Origin of the sequence: uncultured Adlercreutzia sp. (assembly GCA_910585575.1) — a bacterium.
Taxonomy (GTDB): domain Bacteria; phylum Actinomycetota; class Coriobacteriia; order Coriobacteriales; family Eggerthellaceae; genus Adlercreutzia.
On sequence record CAJUFS010000044.1, the window covers coordinates 2,831 to 20,932 of the forward strand.

The 18,102-nt window shown below is 64.1% G+C and carries 17 protein-coding genes, 3 tRNA genes, 1 other RNA gene and 1 riboswitch (1 of these 22 running past the window's edge); of the genes, 1 reads left to right on the forward strand and 20 read right to left on the reverse strand.

Annotation, left to right across the window (positions count from 1 at the left end):
- The 8 genes from QZ307_RS07150 to QZ307_RS07185 all read right to left on the reverse strand — a co-directional run.
- Positions 1-54 (reverse strand) — tRNA-Glu (locus tag QZ307_RS07150); it reaches 123 nt to the left of the window's first position.
- Positions 55-105: 51 nt separating this feature from the next.
- Positions 106-182: transfer RNA gene (locus QZ307_RS07155), tRNA-Glu, on the reverse strand.
- 21 nt (positions 183-203) lie between these two features.
- Positions 204-277: transfer RNA gene (locus tag QZ307_RS07160), tRNA-Gln, on the reverse strand.
- A 119-nt stretch (positions 278-396) separates the two neighbouring features.
- On the reverse strand, positions 397-1,278 hold the full coding sequence (gene thiD, locus QZ307_RS07165; protein WP_295997825.1) for a bifunctional hydroxymethylpyrimidine kinase/phosphomethylpyrimidine kinase: 882 nt from the start codon (positions 1,276-1,278) through the stop codon (positions 397-399).
- Positions 1,279-1,388: 110 nt separating this feature from the next.
- Positions 1,389-1,985: an isochorismatase family cysteine hydrolase gene (locus QZ307_RS07170; RefSeq protein ID WP_295997828.1), complete on the reverse strand. Its 597-nt coding sequence runs from the start codon at positions 1,983-1,985 to the stop codon at positions 1,389-1,391.
- 95 nt (positions 1,986-2,080) lie between these two features.
- Positions 2,081-2,731: a thiamine phosphate synthase gene (thiE, locus tag QZ307_RS07175; RefSeq protein ID WP_295997830.1), complete on the reverse strand. Its 651-nt coding sequence runs from the start codon at positions 2,729-2,731 to the stop codon at positions 2,081-2,083.
- The gene (gene thiC / locus QZ307_RS07180) at positions 2,721-4,085 is read right to left on the reverse strand and encodes a phosphomethylpyrimidine synthase ThiC (RefSeq protein WP_295997832.1); all 1,365 of its coding nucleotides are present in this window, start codon (positions 4,083-4,085) and stop codon (positions 2,721-2,723) included. Before thiC ends, thiE begins: the two co-directional genes overlap by 11 nt.
- Positions 4,076-4,199: riboswitch (TPP riboswitch) on the reverse strand. It overlaps the preceding gene by 10 nt.
- 15 nt (positions 4,200-4,214) lie before the next feature.
- On the reverse strand, positions 4,215-4,871 hold the full coding sequence (locus tag QZ307_RS07185; protein ID WP_295997835.1) for a thiamine diphosphokinase: 657 nt from the start codon (positions 4,869-4,871) through the stop codon (positions 4,215-4,217).
- A gap of 126 nt (positions 4,872-4,997) precedes the next feature.
- Here QZ307_RS07185 and rnpB point away from each other — a divergent pair.
- Positions 4,998-5,363: RNase P RNA component class A (rnpB, locus tag QZ307_RS07190), an RNA gene on the forward strand.
- 260 nt (positions 5,364-5,623) lie between these two features.
- Here the strand turns inward: rnpB and QZ307_RS07195 are convergent.
- From QZ307_RS07195 to murD, 12 genes are all read right to left on the reverse strand, one after another.
- Entirely contained in the window at positions 5,624-6,427 is an 804-nt protein-coding gene (locus QZ307_RS07195; protein ID WP_295997837.1) for a DivIVA domain-containing protein, read from the reverse strand.
- A gap of 58 nt (positions 6,428-6,485) precedes the next feature.
- Positions 6,486-6,743 (reverse strand): YggT family protein, encoded by a 258-nt coding sequence (locus tag QZ307_RS07200; RefSeq protein ID WP_275206869.1) that lies wholly within the window; start codon positions 6,741-6,743, stop codon positions 6,486-6,488.
- Positions 6,744-6,843: 100 nt separating this feature from the next.
- Positions 6,844-7,671, reverse strand: a complete 828-nt coding sequence (sepF, locus tag QZ307_RS07205) for a cell division protein SepF (RefSeq protein ID WP_295997841.1) — start codon at positions 7,669-7,671, stop codon at positions 6,844-6,846.
- A 115-nt stretch (positions 7,672-7,786) separates the two neighbouring features.
- On the reverse strand, positions 7,787-8,479 hold the full coding sequence (locus tag QZ307_RS07210; RefSeq protein WP_295997843.1) for a YggS family pyridoxal phosphate-dependent enzyme: 693 nt from the start codon (positions 8,477-8,479) through the stop codon (positions 7,787-7,789).
- A 6-nt stretch (positions 8,480-8,485) separates the two neighbouring features.
- Positions 8,486-9,307: a polyphenol oxidase family protein gene (locus tag QZ307_RS07215; protein WP_295997846.1), complete on the reverse strand. Its 822-nt coding sequence runs from the start codon at positions 9,305-9,307 to the stop codon at positions 8,486-8,488.
- Between the two features lie 13 nt (positions 9,308-9,320).
- Positions 9,321-10,442 carry a cell division protein FtsZ gene (gene ftsZ / locus QZ307_RS07220; protein ID WP_295997853.1) on the reverse strand — a complete coding sequence of 374 codons (1,122 nt, stop codon included), beginning with the start codon at positions 10,440-10,442 and terminating at the stop codon, positions 9,321-9,323.
- A 249-nt stretch (positions 10,443-10,691) separates the two neighbouring features.
- On the reverse strand, positions 10,692-11,525 hold the full coding sequence (locus QZ307_RS07225) for an FtsQ-type POTRA domain-containing protein (RefSeq protein WP_295997858.1): 834 nt from the start codon (positions 11,523-11,525) through the stop codon (positions 10,692-10,694).
- 160 nt (positions 11,526-11,685) lie between these two features.
- Positions 11,686-12,618, reverse strand: a complete 933-nt coding sequence (murB, locus tag QZ307_RS07230; RefSeq protein ID WP_295997862.1) for a UDP-N-acetylmuramate dehydrogenase — start codon at positions 12,616-12,618, stop codon at positions 11,686-11,688.
- Between the two features lie 8 nt (positions 12,619-12,626).
- The gene (murC, locus tag QZ307_RS07235; protein ID WP_295997864.1) at positions 12,627-14,009 is read right to left on the reverse strand and encodes a UDP-N-acetylmuramate--L-alanine ligase; all 1,383 of its coding nucleotides are present in this window, start codon (positions 14,007-14,009) and stop codon (positions 12,627-12,629) included.
- Between the two features lie 38 nt (positions 14,010-14,047).
- Positions 14,048-15,163, reverse strand: a complete 1,116-nt coding sequence (murG, locus tag QZ307_RS07240) for an undecaprenyldiphospho-muramoylpentapeptide beta-N-acetylglucosaminyltransferase (RefSeq protein WP_295997867.1) — start codon at positions 15,161-15,163, stop codon at positions 14,048-14,050.
- A gap of 3 nt (positions 15,164-15,166) precedes the next feature.
- The gene (locus QZ307_RS07245) at positions 15,167-16,549 is read right to left on the reverse strand and encodes an FtsW/RodA/SpoVE family cell cycle protein (RefSeq protein WP_295997872.1); all 1,383 of its coding nucleotides are present in this window, start codon (positions 16,547-16,549) and stop codon (positions 15,167-15,169) included.
- 2 nt (positions 16,550-16,551) lie between these two features.
- A complete protein-coding gene (gene murD / locus QZ307_RS07250; RefSeq protein WP_295997875.1) occupies positions 16,552-18,024 on the reverse strand; it encodes a UDP-N-acetylmuramoyl-L-alanine--D-glutamate ligase in 1,473 nt (490 codons plus the stop codon).
- Positions 18,025-18,102 lie beyond the last annotated feature (78 nt).

Genomic DNA, 18,102 nt, shown 5'->3' on the forward strand with positions numbered 1-18,102 from the left:
CCGGCGACCTCCGCCTTGAGAGGGCGGCGTCCTAAACCGCTAGACGACGGAGCCACATAGTGCGCTTGCAAAAGTCGGGGAGGATTCCTCCCCGACTCTAATACCTGGTAGCTCCGACCGGATTCGAACCGGCGACCTCCGCCTTGAGAGGGCGGCGTCCTAAACCGCTAGACGACGGAGCCATAAGTGCTTTCTGCGAAAAATGGCTGGGGTGGAAGGAGTCGAACCCTCACATACGGCACCAGAAACCGCTGTCCTGCCATTAGACGACACCCCAACGACACATCTTCGCACGTACCACTAAAGCGGTAAGCGCAAGTGGATATATTACGGATAAGGCACTCCTGCGTCAAGACCCAATTTCAGGAATTCGCGAAATTGCGGGGAACGGTCGCCCTAGCAAGGGACCGGGCCATAGGCCCACATATGGTTGAGGGGACCGCTTCCCTTCCCCAAATTCAAGCCATCGGCCAGCGCCCCGGCCACGTAGGCCTTCGCCTGACGCACCGCCACATCCACCGCAAACCCCTGGGCCAAGCCGCAGGCAATGGCCGAGGACAGAGAGCAGCCCGTACCGTGGGTGTTGTCGTTGTCGATGCGCGGGCCATGCAGCCATACGCGCTCGCCATGGGCCATCAGCAGAAAATCGTCGGCCGCATCAGGATCGCCCACGCCGTGGCCGCCCTTGATCATGATGGCGGGAACTCCCAGCTCGTCGGCAGTGGCAGCAGGCCGCGACTCAGCGGCCTCAAAGCTTGGATCGGTTTCCGCAGCCGCACGGCACCGGGCCGCAATAAGGTCGGCTGCCCGCTCTACGTCCTCGCGGGTTGCAATGGCCATTCCTGCCAGCACTTCGGCCTCGGGAATATTCGGGGTTATCACCGTTGCCCGCGGAAAGAGCAGCTCCACCAGGGCGTCCACGGCGGCATCGGCAATAAGAGCCGAGCCGGACGTGGCCACCATGACCGGATCGACCACGATGTTCTGCGCCTTGTGACGAACCAGGCCATCGGCGATAGCCCGCACAATTTCCGGCGAGGACACCATGCCGATCTTCACCGCATCGGGGCGAATGTCCTCGAACACCGCATCGATCTGCTGCCCCACGAAGGCCGGATCCACGTCCAGAACGCCCTTAACTCCCAGGGTGTTCTGGGCTGTCAATGCCGTGATGACGCTTTCGGCGAAAAGCTGGTGGGCGGCAATGGTCTTCATATCTGCCTGAATGCCGGCACCGCCGCTGGAATCGGATCCCGCAATAGTGAGCACTGCCTTCATGGCGCTCCTTTCTCGCAACCGCGTTTTCCCTATCTTTTCACAGAACAGGGGCGGGGAACCCTCCCCGCCCCTGGTTTGGCAATCAATCGTCACGGAATGCCTAGTGGCTCCTAGCCCTCAATGAGCTTGAGCGCCTCATCGGTGTCAATGACCTTGGCCGCATAGCAGGTCTTCATGTAGTCGAGCCCCTCTTTCTGGTTGCCCACCAGGAAGGTGGCCGTGGCATCGCCCACCACAATGATGTTGAAGTTGTTGAAGTAGGCGTCCGCCACCGTGTGCTTCACGCAGATGTTCGTGTCCATGCCGCAGCAGATAAGCGTGTCAACACCCAGTTCGTTGAGCAGAAGCAGCAGCCCCGTCTGGAAGAAGCCGCTGTAGCGACGCTTCTCTACCACGAAGTCGCTCGGCTGCGGGTTCAACAACGGAGAAGTTTGCGCCTCCGGCGTCCCCGCAATGCCATGCTGGCCCCACAGGGCAAGCTCGCGGTCAAGGCCCGGAATGTGGGCATCGTTCGTGAAAACGACGGGCATGTCCACCGCGCGAGCCGCTTCGCACAGCTTCGCTGTCTGCAGCATCGAGGGCAGCAGCACCGTCTCGAGCGGCGTGCCCGTCGGGTCGCCCAGCTCGTCAATGACGAGGAGCGCGCATTTCGCGCGATCGATAGTCGACAGGTCGATCAGTTCATTGTTGTTCTCGTCGCCAAGCATGCAGGTTCCTTTCCTTGTCGGGCGGCCGTCCGCCCTTCCCCATTGACGCGCCTTCGCGGGACTTTACGGCGCCCCGCGCGCGGTGCACTTCCAGCCTACGCCGGCAATGTTTCATCTATGATACGGGAGAGCTCACGGGTGGCGTTTTCGATATCGTCGGCGGCGAAGATAGCCGACACCACGGCAGCGCCGACCACATCCAAGTCTGCCAATAGCGGCACGGTTTCCACGTCGATGCCCCCGATGGCCACGACGGGAATGTCCACCGCCGCGGCAATGGCGCGAAACTCCTCCGGCGCAAGCACGCCGGCCTCCGGCTTAGTGGCCGTGCCCCGCACGCCCCCGACTCCCAGGTAATCGGCACCTGCGGCTTCAGCCGCCAGCGCTTGCTCGACCGTTTGGGTGGACACGCCGATGATGGCGTCGGGTCCCAGCAGCACTCGCGCCCGTTCGCAGGCCATGTCTTCCTGGCCCACATGCACGCCGTCGGCACCGACGGCCAGAGCCGTCTCGACATCGTCGTTGACGACAAAGGGCACTCCCGCCGCACGGCAAAGCGCCAGCAGTTCGGCGGCCTCGGCGCGCAGCGCGGCCTCGTCGGCCTGCTTGTCGCGCAGTTGCACGAACGTCGCTCCCCCCGCCAGGGCTTCGGCCACGCACTCAGCCAACGTGCGCTCACCCAGCCACGCGTTGTCCGTAACTGCATACAGACGAAGGGCTTCCTTCAGATTCTTCTTATCGAACATGCTCGTCCCCCAACTTTACGGTAAGTCCGTCCATTAGATCGTTCACGGTCTTCATGGCGCACATTTTGCCGCACATGGTGCAGGTGCCCTCGGTGGAGGGCGGCGCGCTTTCGAAGACGGCACGGGCGCGCTCCCCGTCAAGCGCCAGGTCGAACATCTCGTCCCAGGCCACGCGCCGGCGGGCATCGCTCATGCGGTTGTCGCGCTCGCGGGCGCCGGGGACGCCCTTGGCTATGTCGGCCGCGTGGGCGGCAATGCGCGTGGCCACCAGTCCTTCACGCACGTCGTTCGCATCGGGGAGGCGCAAATGCTCCGCCGGCGTCACATAGCAGAGGAAGTCGGCACCAGCCGTTGCGGCCACTGCCCCGCCAATAGCAGCAGTAATATGATCGTAGCCCGGCGCAATATCGGTGACCAGGGGTCCCAGCACATAGAAGGGGGCCTGGTGGCACAGGCGCTTCTGCAGCTTCATGTTGGCGGCAATCTCATCGAGGGCCATGTGGCCCGGCCCTTCTACCATGACTTGCACGCCCGTGTCCCAGGCGCGCTGCGTCAGCTTCCCCAATTCCACGAGTTCGGCAATTTGCGCCGCGTCCGTGGCATCGTAGCCCGAACCGGGACGCATGGCATCGCCCAGCGAAATGGTGACGTCGTATTCATGCAGAATTGCCAGCACCTCATCGTAGTACTCGTAGAAGGGGTTCTCACGACCCGTGGCTTCCATCCAGGCGAAGATGAGTGAGCCGCCGCGGGACACAATGTTGGTCAGGCGCCCCGTTTCCTTGAACGACTCGATGACCCGCCGGTTCATGCCGGCGTGAATGGTAACGAAGTCGACGCCGTCCTCCGCATGGGCGCGCACCACCTCGAGGAAGTCCTCGGGCGAGATGGCAATAAGGGCCTTCTCCAAATACCCGATGGCATCGTACATAGGCACGGTACCGATCATGGCCGGAGACTTCTCGATAAGTGCCTGACGGAAAGCACGGGTCTTGCCGGAATTGGACAGGTCCATGATGGCGTCGGCGCCCAGATTCAGGGCCACGTCCACTTTCTCCCATTCCACGGCCTCGTCGGCCAGATCGCCCGAGATGCCCAGGTTGACATTCACCTTGGTGGTAAGCGGCACGCCGTCAAGCGTGGAACCCACGGCACCCGGGCGCAAGCTGGCATGGCGAATGTTGGCAGGAATGGCGATGCGCCCTGCGGCCACAGCGGCACGAATAGCCTCGGGGTCGCGGCCCTCTTGGAGCGCTACCACCTCCATCTGAGGGGTGATCACTCCGGCGCGGGCGAAATCGATTTGCGTGACAGGCGCGACTTGAGCGGCGCCCCGTGACTGTGCGACAGTCATGCGTACTCCCTTCGTTGGCATTACCCATATCAGGTTCGGTGGGTCGGAGCGATGCGGCGCTCCCTCTCAGCCTGCCCGGCCGCCCTGCGGCTGCAAGCTCCCCAGCTATGAAGTTGTAACTGGGGCGAATTATAGCCCCTCGCCGCGCGCGACCGCACTCTCAAGCGGACAGAACACCGCCAGCGTGCCGCTTTCCACGGCAATGCGGGCAGGACGTCCCGTCAGCTCGTTCGAAAGACCCCAACTAGTGCGACTCGTCATGGTCACCGCGTCAAGCTCCCATTTCAGACCCTCTTCGGTCACGCCACGGCTTTCGTCGGTGAGCGAGAACACCGAAACAATGCCGCCCGCGACCCCATCGAGCGACAGCTCGCCGGGACCGACCAGAAATTCCACGCAGGCCTCTTCGCCCACGGTGCTCACCGCCAAACCGCGCTCCGCGAAGGAAGCGAACAGCTGCAGGTTGGCCAGGGTGTGATCGAGACGCCGGCCGAGAGCGCCGTACACCGTCACCGCCGAAGCACCCCGCCGCACTGCCTCCTCAAGCGCCAGCTCCATGTCGGACGCGTCCTTCTCCGGCGGAAAGGCCCGAACCTCGACTCCAGAGGGAACGAACCCCAGTGAATCGAAGTCGCCAAGCGCCAGATCGGGCCTCACCCCAATGGTTTCCAAAGAAGAGAATCCGCCGTCCACGGCAATGACGGCATCAAATGCGCCGCCCCGGCAACGGGCCTCAAAATGCGCGGCGTTGAAATCAGAGGCGCCCACAAGGGCAAAGGTGGTCACGAAGCGCTCCCCTTCCCCATGCGCCGAGACCGCCGGAACACTCCCTGCACCAGGGGTTCCGCGGTCTGGCGGCACGATGGCTGACTGTCGATCAGATCGGTTCAAGTTCTGCTACAATACCACAGGCGAGTGGGCCAGGCGACCGCGTACTTCGGTGCGAGGAAAGTCCGGGCTCCCCAGGGCACGATGCCAGCTAACGGCTGGGCGAGGTGACTCGACGGACAGTGCCACAGAAAAGAAAACTCCCCTGCGCGAAACGTTCTGCCTAGCAGAACGCACGAAACAGGAGAAAAGCTGAAACGGTGCGGTAAGAGCGCACCAGCGCGTTGGCAACAACGCGGCTTGGTAAACCCCATCGGGAGCAAGCGCAAATAGGAATGCCATACGGTGGCCCGCCGTGCATTCGGGTTGCGTGCTAGAGGCGTCTGGCGACAGGCGCTCGAGATAAATGGTCGCCCCCGACAGAACCCGGCTTACAGGCTCACTCGCCCTCTTTTGTTTCGTTTGCCTGCCGGCAAACGAATTACGTCGATGCTGCGGGTCCGACAGGCACCTGGCCTCGCACTTCACCGCTTTCCTTCGCGTACCGAAGTACGCTCAGCCGCGGTTCAGCACGATTCCAGGCACCTGTCGGACCCTCGCTGACTTCCTTGGGCGCTCCTGGGCGACAAAAACTTATTTAATTGATTCGAATATATAAAAAGGAGCCGCAGACGCAGCTCCTTTTAGCTCGTAACTCTTTTGGACTTGAGTTAGTCGATTTCTTCGAACTCGAAGTCGTCGGCGTCGCCGAAGCCGGAGAGGTCCTTCTCGTAAGCCGAGGCCACGGGCGTGGCGGCAGCCACGGCAGCACCGGCGGCCTGCGGCGTGGCGTAGGCCTGCGGAGCCACATACTCGTCGATCTCGAAGTTGCCGGTAAGGCCGGCGGCCACATCGTACTCGCCGTCGATGGTGGCCAAGGTCTTCGGAGCCTGGGCGCCGATGTCGGCCAGCTTGCGAGAGGCGTCGGAGATGATGTCCTTCAGCAGGTCGGCGTACTCTTCGCGCGCGTCCTCGCGATCGTCCTGCAGCTTGCGAATGGCATCCACCACATCCTGACGGTCGGTGTTGGCGCGATCGATAATGCGCTGGGCCTCGTCGCGAGCATCCTGGATGGTTTCCGTCGCGTTGGCGTTGGCCTTGGCGAGAATCTCGTCGGCCGAGCGCTGGGCGATGATGAGCGCCTGGGCGATGGCGTTGTCGTCGGCGCGCTTGTCGCGCAGCTGACGCTCCAGATCGCCGATGATGGCATCCTTCTGAGCCAGCTCGGCCTCGAACTGCGACGTATCCACCGAAGCCATGGCGGTCTCGGTAATGGCAACCGTGGAAGAAGCAGGGGCATCGAAGCCGCTGAAGCGGTCTTCCTCGAGCTGCGCCTGCAGCTGGGCGATGGTGTCGTTCAGAATGTCGATCTCATCGGCCACATGCTCGAGAAACACGTCGACTTCGTCGACATCGTAGCCCTTGCGGTCGATAGAGAAGCTCTGATTGTGAATGTCAGCAGCAGTGATAGCCATAGATGTTACCTTTGCCCTTCTTACGATTGCTGTCTTGTTCTGTATGTCGGTTACCTGATCAGAAAAGCATCACAAGCAAACGCACCCCGAATTGTAATACAAGCAAGGCAATGATGGGAGTTACGTCCACCATACCTCCAAGGGGCGGGATTAATTTTCTGAACAGGTTGAGGTAGGGATCGCACAACTTGCCCAAAGCACGATAGATGTCGCCAATGATGCCGCTTTGGGTATTGGGCAGCCAAGACATCATGACGTACACGAAGATGATCATGGAGTAGGCATCGGCAAGGCGAACCAGGATGGCGGTGAGCATGAAACGGGCTCCTTCTTACTTGCACGGCGCGGTGCCCGCCGGCACCGCTGCGGGGCCAAGGCCCCGCCAGTACATGATTCGGGCGCTGAGCCCCCTTGCGCTAGATAACGCCCTGACTGCGCAGGTAGGAGCGCTCGGCATCGGACAGCTCGTTGATACGCGTGAGCGCGAACACCTTGGCGCCAACGCATTCAACATTGGCATCGAGCGCGCTGGCCACGCCGAACGAGAAATCGAGGATGCGCTTGGCCAGGGCATCGGGGGTGCCCGTCAAGCAGAGCACAACCGCCTCCCCCAGCTTGAGCGATGTGGACACCGCCTCGGCGTCGTTGTAGGCCAAGGGCTTGATAACCTTGACGGAGCGCGAAGGCGACAAGCGCGCATAGGTACTGCCGCCAACCGACGAACGCGAAGAGGACCCGCGCGACTCAGCGGGCTCGGGAGCCGGCGTCGTGGGCTCGAACAGCGAATTCAGGCCTTCGGAGCGCGCCGAGTGGGCGGCCGTCGCAGCAGCGGAAGCTGCCGCTGTGCCCTCGGGGGTCATCTGCGGGGGCAGCGAAGAGTCGACCATGGTGCGGAACGAGCTGGAGCCCGAGGAGCGGCGGCTGGAGACGGAGCTTTCGCGATCGCGATCGCGATCAGACAAGCTGGGCACCTGGGTGCGCGCGCGCACGTCCTCGATGGACACAAGGCGCGGCATCGTGGAGCGGGCGCCCACCTCGCGCGTGGTTACCGAATCATAGGGATCGTAGCGCGAACCGGCAGCGCCGCGGCCGTAGCCGTCGTCGTAGCCGTACTCGCCGTAATCGGCCTCTTCGTCGTACTCCTCGTAATCGTCGTAGTACTCCTCGAAGTCTTCCTCTTTACGGCCAAAGCCCAGTTTCGACTTGAGGTCGGCGAAGGCGCGCTTGCCGTCGTTCAAATCCATGGGAGCCTCCTGCTTCGTTTCTTGGCGAGGAAAATCGCCCGGTGGTCTTGTAAGGTCTCAGGGGTGCATCAGCGCCATAAGCGCAGTGCTCATCGACATCATACCAGGTTGCGTCCTACTCCTGGAAAGAATCGCTAAAGATCGCACGACCGATACGGACAATGGTGGCACCGCACTCGATAGCGCAGGGCCAGTCCTCGCTCATGCCCATGGAAAGCTCGGTGAAAGCCGCAGCCTCGTCGAAGGGCAGGGAGGCCCGTATCTGTACGGCCAATGAGGCCAAGCCCTCGAACGTGCGGCGAGCCTCGCTCTGGCTGCCCTGGGGTGCCATGGTCATGAGACCGCATACGCGCACATGGGGCAGCGCTGCGCAGGCGCGCACAAGGGCAAGGGCCTCATCGGGAGCAGCGCCGCTCTTCGACGCCTCCCCCGACACGTTCACCTCGATGAGAACGTCTTGCACCTTCCCGAGCTCTGCGGCCGCCTTGTCGATCTTTTCCGCATGACGCTGCTGGTAAAGCGAATGAATGAGGGCGGCCGATCCCACAATATCGGGAATGCGCCGCGACTGGATATTGCCGATAAAGTGCCAGCGCGCCTCGGGGAAAGCCTGCGCCTTGGGGACGATTTGATCGGGACGGTTCTCGCCGAAGTCGCGGGCGCCGGCGGAGAAGGCCTCGGCAACGCCTTCCTCCCCCACAGTTTTCGACACCGCCACCAACCGCACCTCCTGCGGATTGCGACCGGCCGCGCGGGCCACGTCGGCCACTTCGGCCGCCACCTTGCGATAGCGCTCTGCGATACCCATAGACGATCAGACTCCTTTGCAAGCAAGAGCGCCATGACGACCGCAGCGGCCGTCCATGGCTCGGTAGGAAAAGTACGTGTCGTGGTTGCACTGCGTGCAGATGTCGGCATCGGCGATGCGACGGGGATCGACGCCGGCCGCCTGCACGTCTGCGCTGATGGCCGCCGCCATGCTCACTCGATTATCGCCCGAAACCACCGCTGCGCCGAATTCGTCGGCAAACCGTTGGACCACCTCGGGCCCCACCTCGAAGCAGCACGAGCGAATATGGGGCCCCAGGTACACGTTGACCTGGGAAGCATCAACGCCCTCGAGGGCGCAGAGCCGCTCGACCGCCCGACGCGCGATATGGCCCACCGTGCCGCGCCAACCGCCATGGGCCAGCGCATAGGAGCCCGACGGCGCCACCGCAATCACGGGCGTGCAGTCGGCGAAACAGAGGAGCCCCAACACGCCGGGCGCCGTGACGACAAGGCCATCGGCGCCGGCATCGGCTAATGCGCGCGCCTCGGCCAGGACCGCGTCATCGCCAGCAGGCACCTCGACCAGCGCGGTGCCGTGCACCTGGTTGGCGCCGATAAGCATCTGGGGGACCACGCCGAAGGCCTCGGCCACGCGGCGCCGGTTCTCGGCCACGCAAACGGGATCGTCGTCCACATGGCCGCCCAGGTTGAGCGCACCGTAGGGACCTTCGCTTACGCCGCCGGCGCGGCCGGTAAAAGCAACGCGCACGCCCGAAGTACGGGCGAGCGCGTTGTCGGTGAGCACGGGAATGGTGCCCAGAATATCTGACTCGAGCTGCGGATAAGGCAGGCTGAGAACCTCCATGAAGGCGCGCCGCCTAGCGCTGGCGCTTCAAGAAGTCAGGAATGTAGTCCTCGTCGGCGAAGCGATTGGACGGAGCGGCGCTGGCAAAGGTGACCGGCGCCTGCTGCGCGGGCTGCGGAGCCGGAGCCTCGGTGGAAGCGAAAAGGTCCTTGCGGGAGAAGTCCATGGAAGACTGGGAAGCGCCCACCTTGAAGCCCGTGGCGATCACCGTGATGCGCACGGCGTCCTTCAGCTCTTCGTCGATGATCTGGCCGTAGATGATGTTGGCGTTCTCGTCGGCGCAGGCCTCCACCGTGCGGGCCGCCTCGGACACCTCGGTGAGGGTGAGGTCGGGGCCGCCGGCAATGGAGAACAGCACGCGGGACGCACCGGCGATGGAAGACTCCAGCAAGCTGGAGGACGTGGCCTGCTGGGCGGCGTCCAGGGCGCGGTTCTCGCCCGTGGCAATGCCGATACCCATCATAGCCGTGCCCGCGTCCTTCATGACGGTGCGGATGTCGGCGAAGTCCAAGTTGATGAGGCCGGGAATGGTGATGAGGTCCGTCACGCCCTGAATGCCCTGGCGGAGCGTGTCGTCGCAGATGCGGAAGGCGTCGATCATGGACGTCTTCTTATCGACGATCTCCAGCAGGCGATCGTTCGGGATGACGATGAGGGTGTCGACCTTCTGGGACAGCAGATCAATGCCCTGGTCGGCCTGATTGCGGCGCAGGCGACCTTCGAAGGAGAAAGGCTTGGTAACCACGCCGACGGTAAGCGCGCCGATTTCCTCGCGGGCGATTTCAGCCACAATGGGAGCCGCACCGGTGCCGGTGCCGCCGCCCTCGCCGGCCGTTACGAAGACCATGTCGGCCTCGGCCAGCGCCTCGCGAATTTCCGCACGGCTCTCCTCGGCCGCCTGGCAACCCACCTGCGGGTTGGCGCCGGCGCCCAGGCCGCGGGTCAGCTCTTCGCCGATGTGGATGGTCTTATCGGCATCGGACATAAGAAGGGCCTGACGATCGGTGTTCACGGCGATGAACTCCACCCCGCGCACACCGGCCTCGACCATGCGGTTCACGGCATTGGTGCCGCCACCGCCGACGCCGACGACCTTGATGACCGCCAAATGTTCAGAGCCTGGAATGTTCGGCATTTCTTCCTCCACACCTTCTGCGTTGTACTGCTGCGTTTGTCAAATCTTGCGCGCCCGGAAAAGGCGCTCGTTTTACCGCCGTGCGAAACGGCGTTTATGTGGGGATATTGTACACGATGAAGGTGCCTTTGCAACGCTTTGCGCGGCTAAAGGAATTCCCTCGTCCACGAATAAGCCATTAATACCCGCATTTCCCCCTCTGGCCGCCCCTCGTTCGCGCTGCGCATTCAGGGCATTGCCGGGAAACGCCTACACGGCGCGCCAGGTGGGGCGGTCGACCACGCGCACGTTGATGTAGGCCACCTTGCCGGGGTTCTCTTCCATGATCTTCAGGCAGATGCGCTCTTTGTCGCGGATATCGTCGGCGGTGCCAAAGGCAATTTGCACGCCGTCGTCCAGCGTGAGCAGCGTGGACTGGGCATCGGTGGCCGACACGGTCTTGATGCGGCTGGCCAGCTCGGTGGACAGGCCGTCCAGGATGGCCAGGGCGTTGTTCACGTTGCCGTCGGTGCAGTAGGTGCCCACCTCGGGGGTAAGGCCGAAAGGCACATCTTTGATGTGCAGCACCTTGGCCGCGTCCTCGTAGATCTGCGGGCTGATCATCTGCCCCAGCTCGCTGTTTTGATCGGGGATCTCCATAAGCCACATGCCGTCGGAGGCAATGGCCCAGTGCTGCGTCACCTTCGCGTTGTCGGCCACCACATCCACCACTGCGGCGATGGTGCGCTCGGTGACCACAATCTCAAGGGTATTCGGGAAATGACGCTCGACGCGCACCGATTGGACCCATGCGTCGCGCACGACACTGTTCTCGATGCCCGCGGCATCGACGGTGAGCAGGGTGGTGCCCTGGGGCACGGCGGCCAGCACGGCCATTTCCTCGGATGTGAGGTGATCGGCTCCCGTCACCTCCACCTTCTCGATGGAGAACACGGGCGTGAAGAACAACACGGCATAGGCTCCCCCGCCCAGCACGGCAATGATGGCCAGGACAATGAGCACCCGCGCCCAGCCCGAGCGCTTCGGGGCCGGGCGCGGACTGCGCGCCGCCGGCGCCGTGCGCGGCAGGTCGCCCAAACGCACCGAGCGAACCGTCGAGCGCGACGAGGGGGCGGCGGAGCGAGCCGCGCGGGGCGTCGCCGCCGTTCGAGACGCGCGGGACGCACTGGCTGAAGCCGGACGGACGGAGCCCGCGGAGCGAGAGACCGGCCTCTGACCGGTCGGCCGCGATGAAGAGGGTCGCCTAGCCATGGGCCTCGTCTCCAAAGCCCACCAGGCGCACCTCGGGCTCAAGTGCCACCCCGTAGGCATCGCGCACGCGGCCGGCCACTTCATCCAAAAGATTTCGCACATCGGCCGCCGTCGCGCCGCCCTCGTTGACAATAAAGTTGCCGTGCAGGGCCGACACCCGCGCCTTGCCGCAACTGAGACCCTTGAGCCCCAGCTCTTCGATCATGCGCCCCACAAAAGCCCCCTCGGGGTTGCGAAACACGCTGCCGCAGCTGGGCTGGGACAGGGGCTGGCTCTCTTTGCGACGAGCCAAGTTCGCCTCCATCTTGTCGCGCACTTTGAAGGGGTCGGCGATCTCGGCCATCAGCTCGCACTCGATGATCACCTCATCGGGCGCGAAGGAGCTGGTGCGGTACCCCCAGGCCAGCTCGTCGCCCCGGCGGCGCGCAAGGCCCCTTCCAGGACGGTAGGTGGTGACCGTGGCCACCCGCGCACCGATCCACTCCTCGCGCGAGCCGGCGTTCATGCGCAGGGCGCCCCCAACCGTGCCGGGCGTGCCCACGGCGAACTCGAAACCACCGAGGTTGCGCTTGAAGGCGTCTTGCACCACCGACGAAAGCGTCGCGCCGGCGCCGACCAGAAAACGGCCGTCCTCGAAGCGCATGGAGCGAAAATCACGGCCCAACACCACGGCCACCCCCGCAAAGCCCTCGTCAGAGACGAGAACGTTCGATCCGCGCCCCACAACAATCCAGGGCACCGCCGTCTGCTCGCACACGTCGATGAGGCCCGTGAGGGCGCCTACGGAATTCGCGCGCACGAAGAACCGCGCCGGGCCCCCGATGCGGTAGGTGGTATGGCGGCTCATGGGCTCGTTGGGATAGACGTCGCCGTCGAAGCGATCGTCCACCAATAGCGATTGCAGCGGCGAGGCGTGGCGGGCCATAGGACGTCCTAGCGGCCCAGCTCGTCGACAAGCTGCGGTGCGATAGCGGTCACGTCGCCTGCGCCCATGGTGATCACCAGGTCGCCGGGCTCGGCGGCCTCGATCATGGCGGGCACCACGTCGATACGCCGCGGCACATAGCGGGCGTTGGGATGACCGTGCTCGAGGACCACGTTGAGGAAGGTCTTGCCCGTCACACCCGGCACCGGCGCCTCGCCGGCCGAGTAGACATCCATAAAGGTGACCGTGTCGGCGTTGTCGAAGGCGGCACCGAACTCATCATGCATGACCTCGGTGAACAGTGCCGCGCGAGAGTAGCGGTGAGGCTGGAACAGCACGTGGACGCGCTTGAAATCGAGGGCCTTGGCCGCTGTGATGGTGGCAGCGATCTCGGTGGGATGGTGGGCGTAGTCGTCTACCACGGTGATGCCCCCCTCTTCCCCGATGAGGTCGAAGCGACGACGCACGCCGCCAAAATCAGCCAGCTTGCGGGCCGCCTCCTCGACATCGAGCCCGAGAAGGGCGATAAGGGTGAGCACCGCGGCGCCGTTGGCCACGTTGTGCATGCCCGGATTCTGCTTGATGCGGCTCTTCACCACGCGGCCGTCGGGCAGCTGCAGCGAGAACTGCGAGCCGACGCCCTGGGCGCAGGCCTCGAGGATGCGCGCATCGCAGTGCGCGCCGAAGCCGTAGGTGGTGATGGCGCGCCCCGTGGAGCGGGCCACCTCGACGAGGTTCTCGTCGTCACCGCAGACGACGATCGGGCCCTCCGGCGCAACGCCCTCCATGAACATGCGGAACTGGTCGTAGATTTCCTCCAGGCCCTCGTAGTGGTCCAGATGGTCGGCCTCGATGTTCGTGACAATGGCCGCCGCCGGCGACAGATAGGTGAAGGACTTGTCGGACTCGTCGGCCTCGACCACGTAGTAGCGGCCGGTGCCCGAGTGGGCGTTGGTGCCGTAGGCGCGCACGATGCCACCGATGAGGAACGTGGGATCGAGCCCCATGGCATCGAGGGTGCTGGCCAGCATGGAGGACGTGGTGGTCTTCCCATGGGTGCCTGCCACGGCCAGCGTATCGAGCCCGCAGCCCAGGCGGGCGAGCATCTGAGCCCGGTGGATGATGGTAAGCCCCCGGCGCTTCGCCTCGATAAGCTCGGGGTTGTTGTCGAGAATGGCCGTCGACACCACGATGGTCGGATCGCCCTCGGGAATATGGGAGGCGTCCTGGCCGATGAAGACAGTCAGCCCCGCATCGCGCAGCTGCTTAGTGTAGCGGCTCTCCTTCAAATCGGAGCCGCTCACCTTCATTCCCTGGTCGTGGGCAACTCGGGCAATACCGCTCATGCCGACGCCGCCGACACCGATGAAGTGAAGCGTATCTGAAGCCATGGACAACCGCCTTTGGGAACTAAGGGACGTAAACTTCGCTATTGTATAGCATCGGCTGCACCCGTGGCAGCCGCTACCACAACATCTGCCAAACGAGAAGCTGCCTCCTCGGTCTTCTGACCCAAGGCCGCTTCGTGCATAGCGGCGCGCACTGAGGCGTCGTCGATAAGCGCGGTCAAGGCCTGGGCGAACGACTCGCTGCCCAAAGCGTCGTCGGGAACGAGAGAGGCACAGCCCGCTTCCACGTAGGCACGGGCGTTGGTGGTTTGGTGGTCTTCCGTGGCATAGGGGAAGGGCACGAGCACGGCCGGAATGGCGCGGGCCGAGATTTCGGCCAGCGAGGTGGCACCGGCACGCGATACGATGGCATCGGCCGCCGCCATGGTCTCCCCCATGCGATCCTGGTAGCCCATCAAATGCCAGCGCTTCTCCTGTTCGGGCGTAAGCGCCAGCGCTTCCCGTACCGCATCGAGCTCTTTGGGGCCCGTGATATGGACGACATGCAGATGCGGTCGCGACAGCAGCTCGTCTTTCAGGGCAACCAGCGCCTCGTTGATGTGGCGCGCCCCCAAAGAGCCGCCGAACACGAGGAGCATGAAATCGTCATCGGACAAACCGAAGAACGCGCGCCCCTCATCGCGCTGCGCCTCGATAACCGAGCGGCGCACCGGGTTCCCCGTCACGAACACACGACTTGTATCCTCAAGACCCTGGGCCGAATGATCGTAGGTCAGGCATACGGCCTGAGCGCGCTTGGCCAGGTACTTGTTGGCCATGCCCATAACGGAATTCTGCTCGTGGACCACCACCGGCACACCGGCCTGCTCGGCGGCGCGGGCCACGGGAATGGACACATAGCCGCCGAAGCCCACCACCACGTCGGGCTTGATGTCGTCGAACCACCGCTTGGCCTTTTTCGTGGAGGCAGCGATCTTCGCCACCCCCTTGACGAGCGAAAGCGGGTGAGAGCGATCAAAGCCCGAAGCCTCGAACGCCGTGAAGTTGACGCCCGCCTGGGGCACGAGGCGCGCCTCGACGCCCTGGGGCGTGCCGGCGAACTCAACCTCCCAGCCCCGTTGACGCAGCTCTTCGGCTAAGGCCAAAGCGGGATTGATGTGGCCGGCGGTGCCACCGCCGGAAAGAACGGCCAACATAGGCTACCTCCTCGAAAAGCGATAGGCGGCAGAGAGCGACACGCTCGATGCCGATGACGAGAACGCGCCACGGGAATCGCGCGACGAAGAACGCTGGGAGTACCGGCCCGAGCGACGCGACGACGAAGAGCCGCGCGAAGAACCGGCTGCTCCCTGCCTTTCGCGACGGCGGTCACCAGTGCGCGCCCGGCCGTCGTCCTGGGTTACCAGGCGCAGGTCGGCACGACGCTGCTCGTAGACCGACGGCACCGGCTTGGCCGCCGACACCGCCAAGATAAGGCCGAGCAGGATAAAAGACGAGAGCATGGACGAGCCGCCCGCCGAGATGAAGGGCAGCGGCTTTCCCGTAGTGGGAAACACGCCGATCACGCAGGCAATATTAAGAAACGCCTGGAACACCAGCATGACCACACAGCCCCCGGCGATCATAGCGCCCGTATCGTCGGCCGCGCGCTCGGCGATGGACAGCCCCGAGAGCAGCACGCCGAAGAAGAGCAGAATGACCGCCATGGCGCCCACGAGCCCCAGCTCTTCGCCAATGACGGCGAAGATGAAGTCGCTTTCCGAAGCGAACAGGTACTGGAACTTCTCATGGGAGTTGCCCAGACCCACGCCGAAAATGCCGCCCTCGGAGAGTGCGTAGAAGGAACGAATGATGTTGTAGCCCGTGCCATAGCCGTCGTTGCCGTCGTCCCACGGATTCAGGAACACCATGCGGCCCGCACGGTAGCCGGTGCCGAAGATGGCGTAGATGCCGAAGGCCACGCCGACGCCCATGATGGCCAGAATGACTTTCTTCGGCACGCCCCCCAGCCACATGACGGCCAAGATGCCCACAGCGCAGATAACCGTGGTGCCCAAGTCGGACTGGGCGCGATACATGATGCCCAAAGGACCCACAATGAAGATAAGCGCGCGCACCACCGTGGCACGGAACTCCACTGTGCCGCTGTTGTAGTCAACCAGCAGGCGAATGGCCATGAGCAAGAAGGCGATCTTGCAAAACTCCGAGGGCTGGATGCGAAAACCGCCAAGCGACAGCCAGCGCTGAGCGCCGTACTCCGCATGGCCGGTAAGCGCCGTAGCGACAATGAGCGCCACGGCCACCCCCCAGATCACCCATACGGTAGGGCCGACCCATACCGAATACGGGATCACCTTCCATAGTATGAGCGCGATGACAATGCCGACCAACGCAAAGACGAGCTGGTCGGTAAAGTAGTCGCTGGGAGCCACGCCGTTCTCCAGGGCCGTCACCATTGAGGCGGAGTACACCATTACCAAGCCGATGAGCAGCAGGCCCAGGACGCACAGCAGCAGCAGAACACGGGGCCCCTGCTGCGAGGGGCCCTGCTCAGATGCATTCTGTCGCGTACGAGCTGCCACCGTTAGCAGCCCTTCGACGCGGCGGCGCGCTCGGACACCAAGCGCTTGAATACCTCGCCGCGCTCCTCAAAGCAGCTGAACTCGTCAAAGGAGGCACAGGCCGGGGACAAGACGACGACGTCGCCCGCCTCGGCGATGGCCAGGGCCTCATCGAGGGCCGGCTCAAGCGTGGCGGCGCGCAGCACCGTCGGCACCGCGCTATCCGAGAAAGCGGCGAAGAAACGATCGGCCGCCTCGCCAAAGCACACAACGGCCCGGGCGTGCTGCTCGCAGGAAGCCACGAGCGGGGCCAGGTCGGTGCCCTTGTCGCGACCGCCCAAAAGCACGATGGGCTTTTGGGGCAGGAAGGCCGTCAGGGCCACGAGCACCGCGTCAACATTGGTGGCCTTGGAATCGTTATAGCAGGCCACTCCGCGCACCGTGCCCGCCGGCTCGATGCGGTGCTCCAGGGGCGCGAAGGCCAAGAGCCCTTCGGCCACGCGGGTGGCCGTCGCACCCAGAACGAGAGCCGCCGCCGAGGCGGCCAGGGCGTTCACCTGGTTGTGCTCTCCCTTGATCTGCAAGTCGTCGATGAACACGAGACTCGACTCTTCGCCCTCCCAGGCTACCGTCAAACGCCCCGAGGGAGCCCGGAACGCCGCATTGGCTGCGCCGCAGGCCGCGCGCATATCGCCGCTCAAGCCGGCAGCGGTTCCCAGGGGAACGTAGGGGAAAGACGGGCCCCCCGCTTCGCGCGCGCCGCGAAGCTTCGCGCGCACCTCGTCGTCGACGGCATTGAGCACGGCAACGCCGCCGCTCTTCGCCAAGTTGGCAAAGGCCTTCCACTTGGCCTCGGCATAGTTCTCGTGGCTGCGATGCCACGCCAGGTGATCGGGGGTGATATTGAGCATGATGGCCACGTCGGGCGCGAAGTCCTTGGTGGAAGCCAACTGGTAGCTGGAGGTCTCGGCCACATAGATGTCAGTTGCGCCCGCGGCCACGGCGTCGATGCACGTCTCGCCGATGTTGCCCACGGCAGCGGCCGCGAACCCGGCCTCCTTCAGCAGATGCGCCGTAAGCGCCGTGGTGGTGGTCTTGCCGTTCGTGCCGGTCACCGCCACCCAGCGCGACGCCTTGGCGCTCTCGCGCCAGGCGAACTCCACCTCGCTGATCACCTCGGCACAGGCGGCCTCGGCGCTGCGGTAGAAGTCCGAGAACTGCGAAATGCCCGGGCTGGCGATGCACAAATCGTAGGCACCCTCGATGACCTCGTGGTCGAAGAGCACCGTAGCGCCCTGGCGACGGGCCTCGGCGGCCCAGGCGTCGGCCTCGCGGGAATAGGTGCCGGCGGCGATGGCCAAAGCCTGCACGCGGGTGCCGAGCAAGTTAAGGCAATAGGACGTGACGGCCTTGCCGCTTTTTCCCAGGCCCAAAATAAGCACGCGGCCCAGATCGACGGGGGCCTGCTTGCGATCGGCGAGCAGCACGGGGGCCATGTTAGTTCACCCCCAGCGTGGTGGCGAAGTACAGCACGAAGCCGCAAGCGGCCAGCATGCCGGACACAATCCAGAAGC

Excerpts from the sequence above, each read along its gene's own strand:
- thiD (WP_295997825.1), bottom strand. The coding sequence starts at position 1,278 with ATGAAGGCAGTGCTCACTATTGCGGGATCCGATTCCAGCGGCGGTGCC.
- QZ307_RS07170 (WP_295997828.1), bottom strand. The coding sequence starts at position 1,985 with ATGCTTGGCGACGAGAACAACAATGAACTGATCGACCTGTCGACTATC.
- thiE (WP_295997830.1), bottom strand. The coding sequence starts at position 2,731 with ATGTTCGATAAGAAGAATCTGAAGGAAGCCCTTCGTCTGTATGCAGTT.
- thiC (WP_295997832.1), bottom strand. The coding sequence starts at position 4,085 with ATGACTGTCGCACAGTCACGGGGCGCCGCTCAAGTCGCGCCTGTCACG.
- QZ307_RS07195 (WP_295997837.1), bottom strand. The coding sequence starts at position 6,427 with ATGGCTATCACTGCTGCTGACATTCACAATCAGAGCTTCTCTATCGAC.
- QZ307_RS07200 (WP_275206869.1), bottom strand. The coding sequence starts at position 6,743 with ATGCTCACCGCCATCCTGGTTCGCCTTGCCGATGCCTACTCCATGATC.
- sepF (WP_295997841.1), bottom strand. The coding sequence starts at position 7,671 with ATGGATTTGAACGACGGCAAGCGCGCCTTCGCCGACCTCAAGTCGAAA.
- QZ307_RS07210 (WP_295997843.1), bottom strand. The coding sequence starts at position 8,479 with ATGGGTATCGCAGAGCGCTATCGCAAGGTGGCGGCCGAAGTGGCCGAC.
- QZ307_RS07215 (WP_295997846.1), bottom strand. The coding sequence starts at position 9,307 with ATGGAGGTTCTCAGCCTGCCTTATCCGCAGCTCGAGTCAGATATTCTG.
- ftsZ (WP_295997853.1), bottom strand. The coding sequence starts at position 10,442 with ATGCCGAACATTCCAGGCTCTGAACATTTGGCGGTCATCAAGGTCGTC.
- murB (WP_295997862.1), bottom strand. The coding sequence starts at position 12,618 with ATGGCCCGCCACGCCTCGCCGCTGCAATCGCTATTGGTGGACGATCGC.
- murC (WP_295997864.1), bottom strand. The coding sequence starts at position 14,009 with ATGGCTTCAGATACGCTTCACTTCATCGGTGTCGGCGGCGTCGGCATG.
- murG (WP_295997867.1), bottom strand. The coding sequence starts at position 15,163 with ATGTTGGCCGTTCTTTCCGGCGGTGGCACCGCCGGCCACATCAATCCC.
- murD (WP_295997875.1), bottom strand. The coding sequence starts at position 18,024 with ATGGCCCCCGTGCTGCTCGCCGATCGCAAGCAGGCCCCCGTCGATCTG.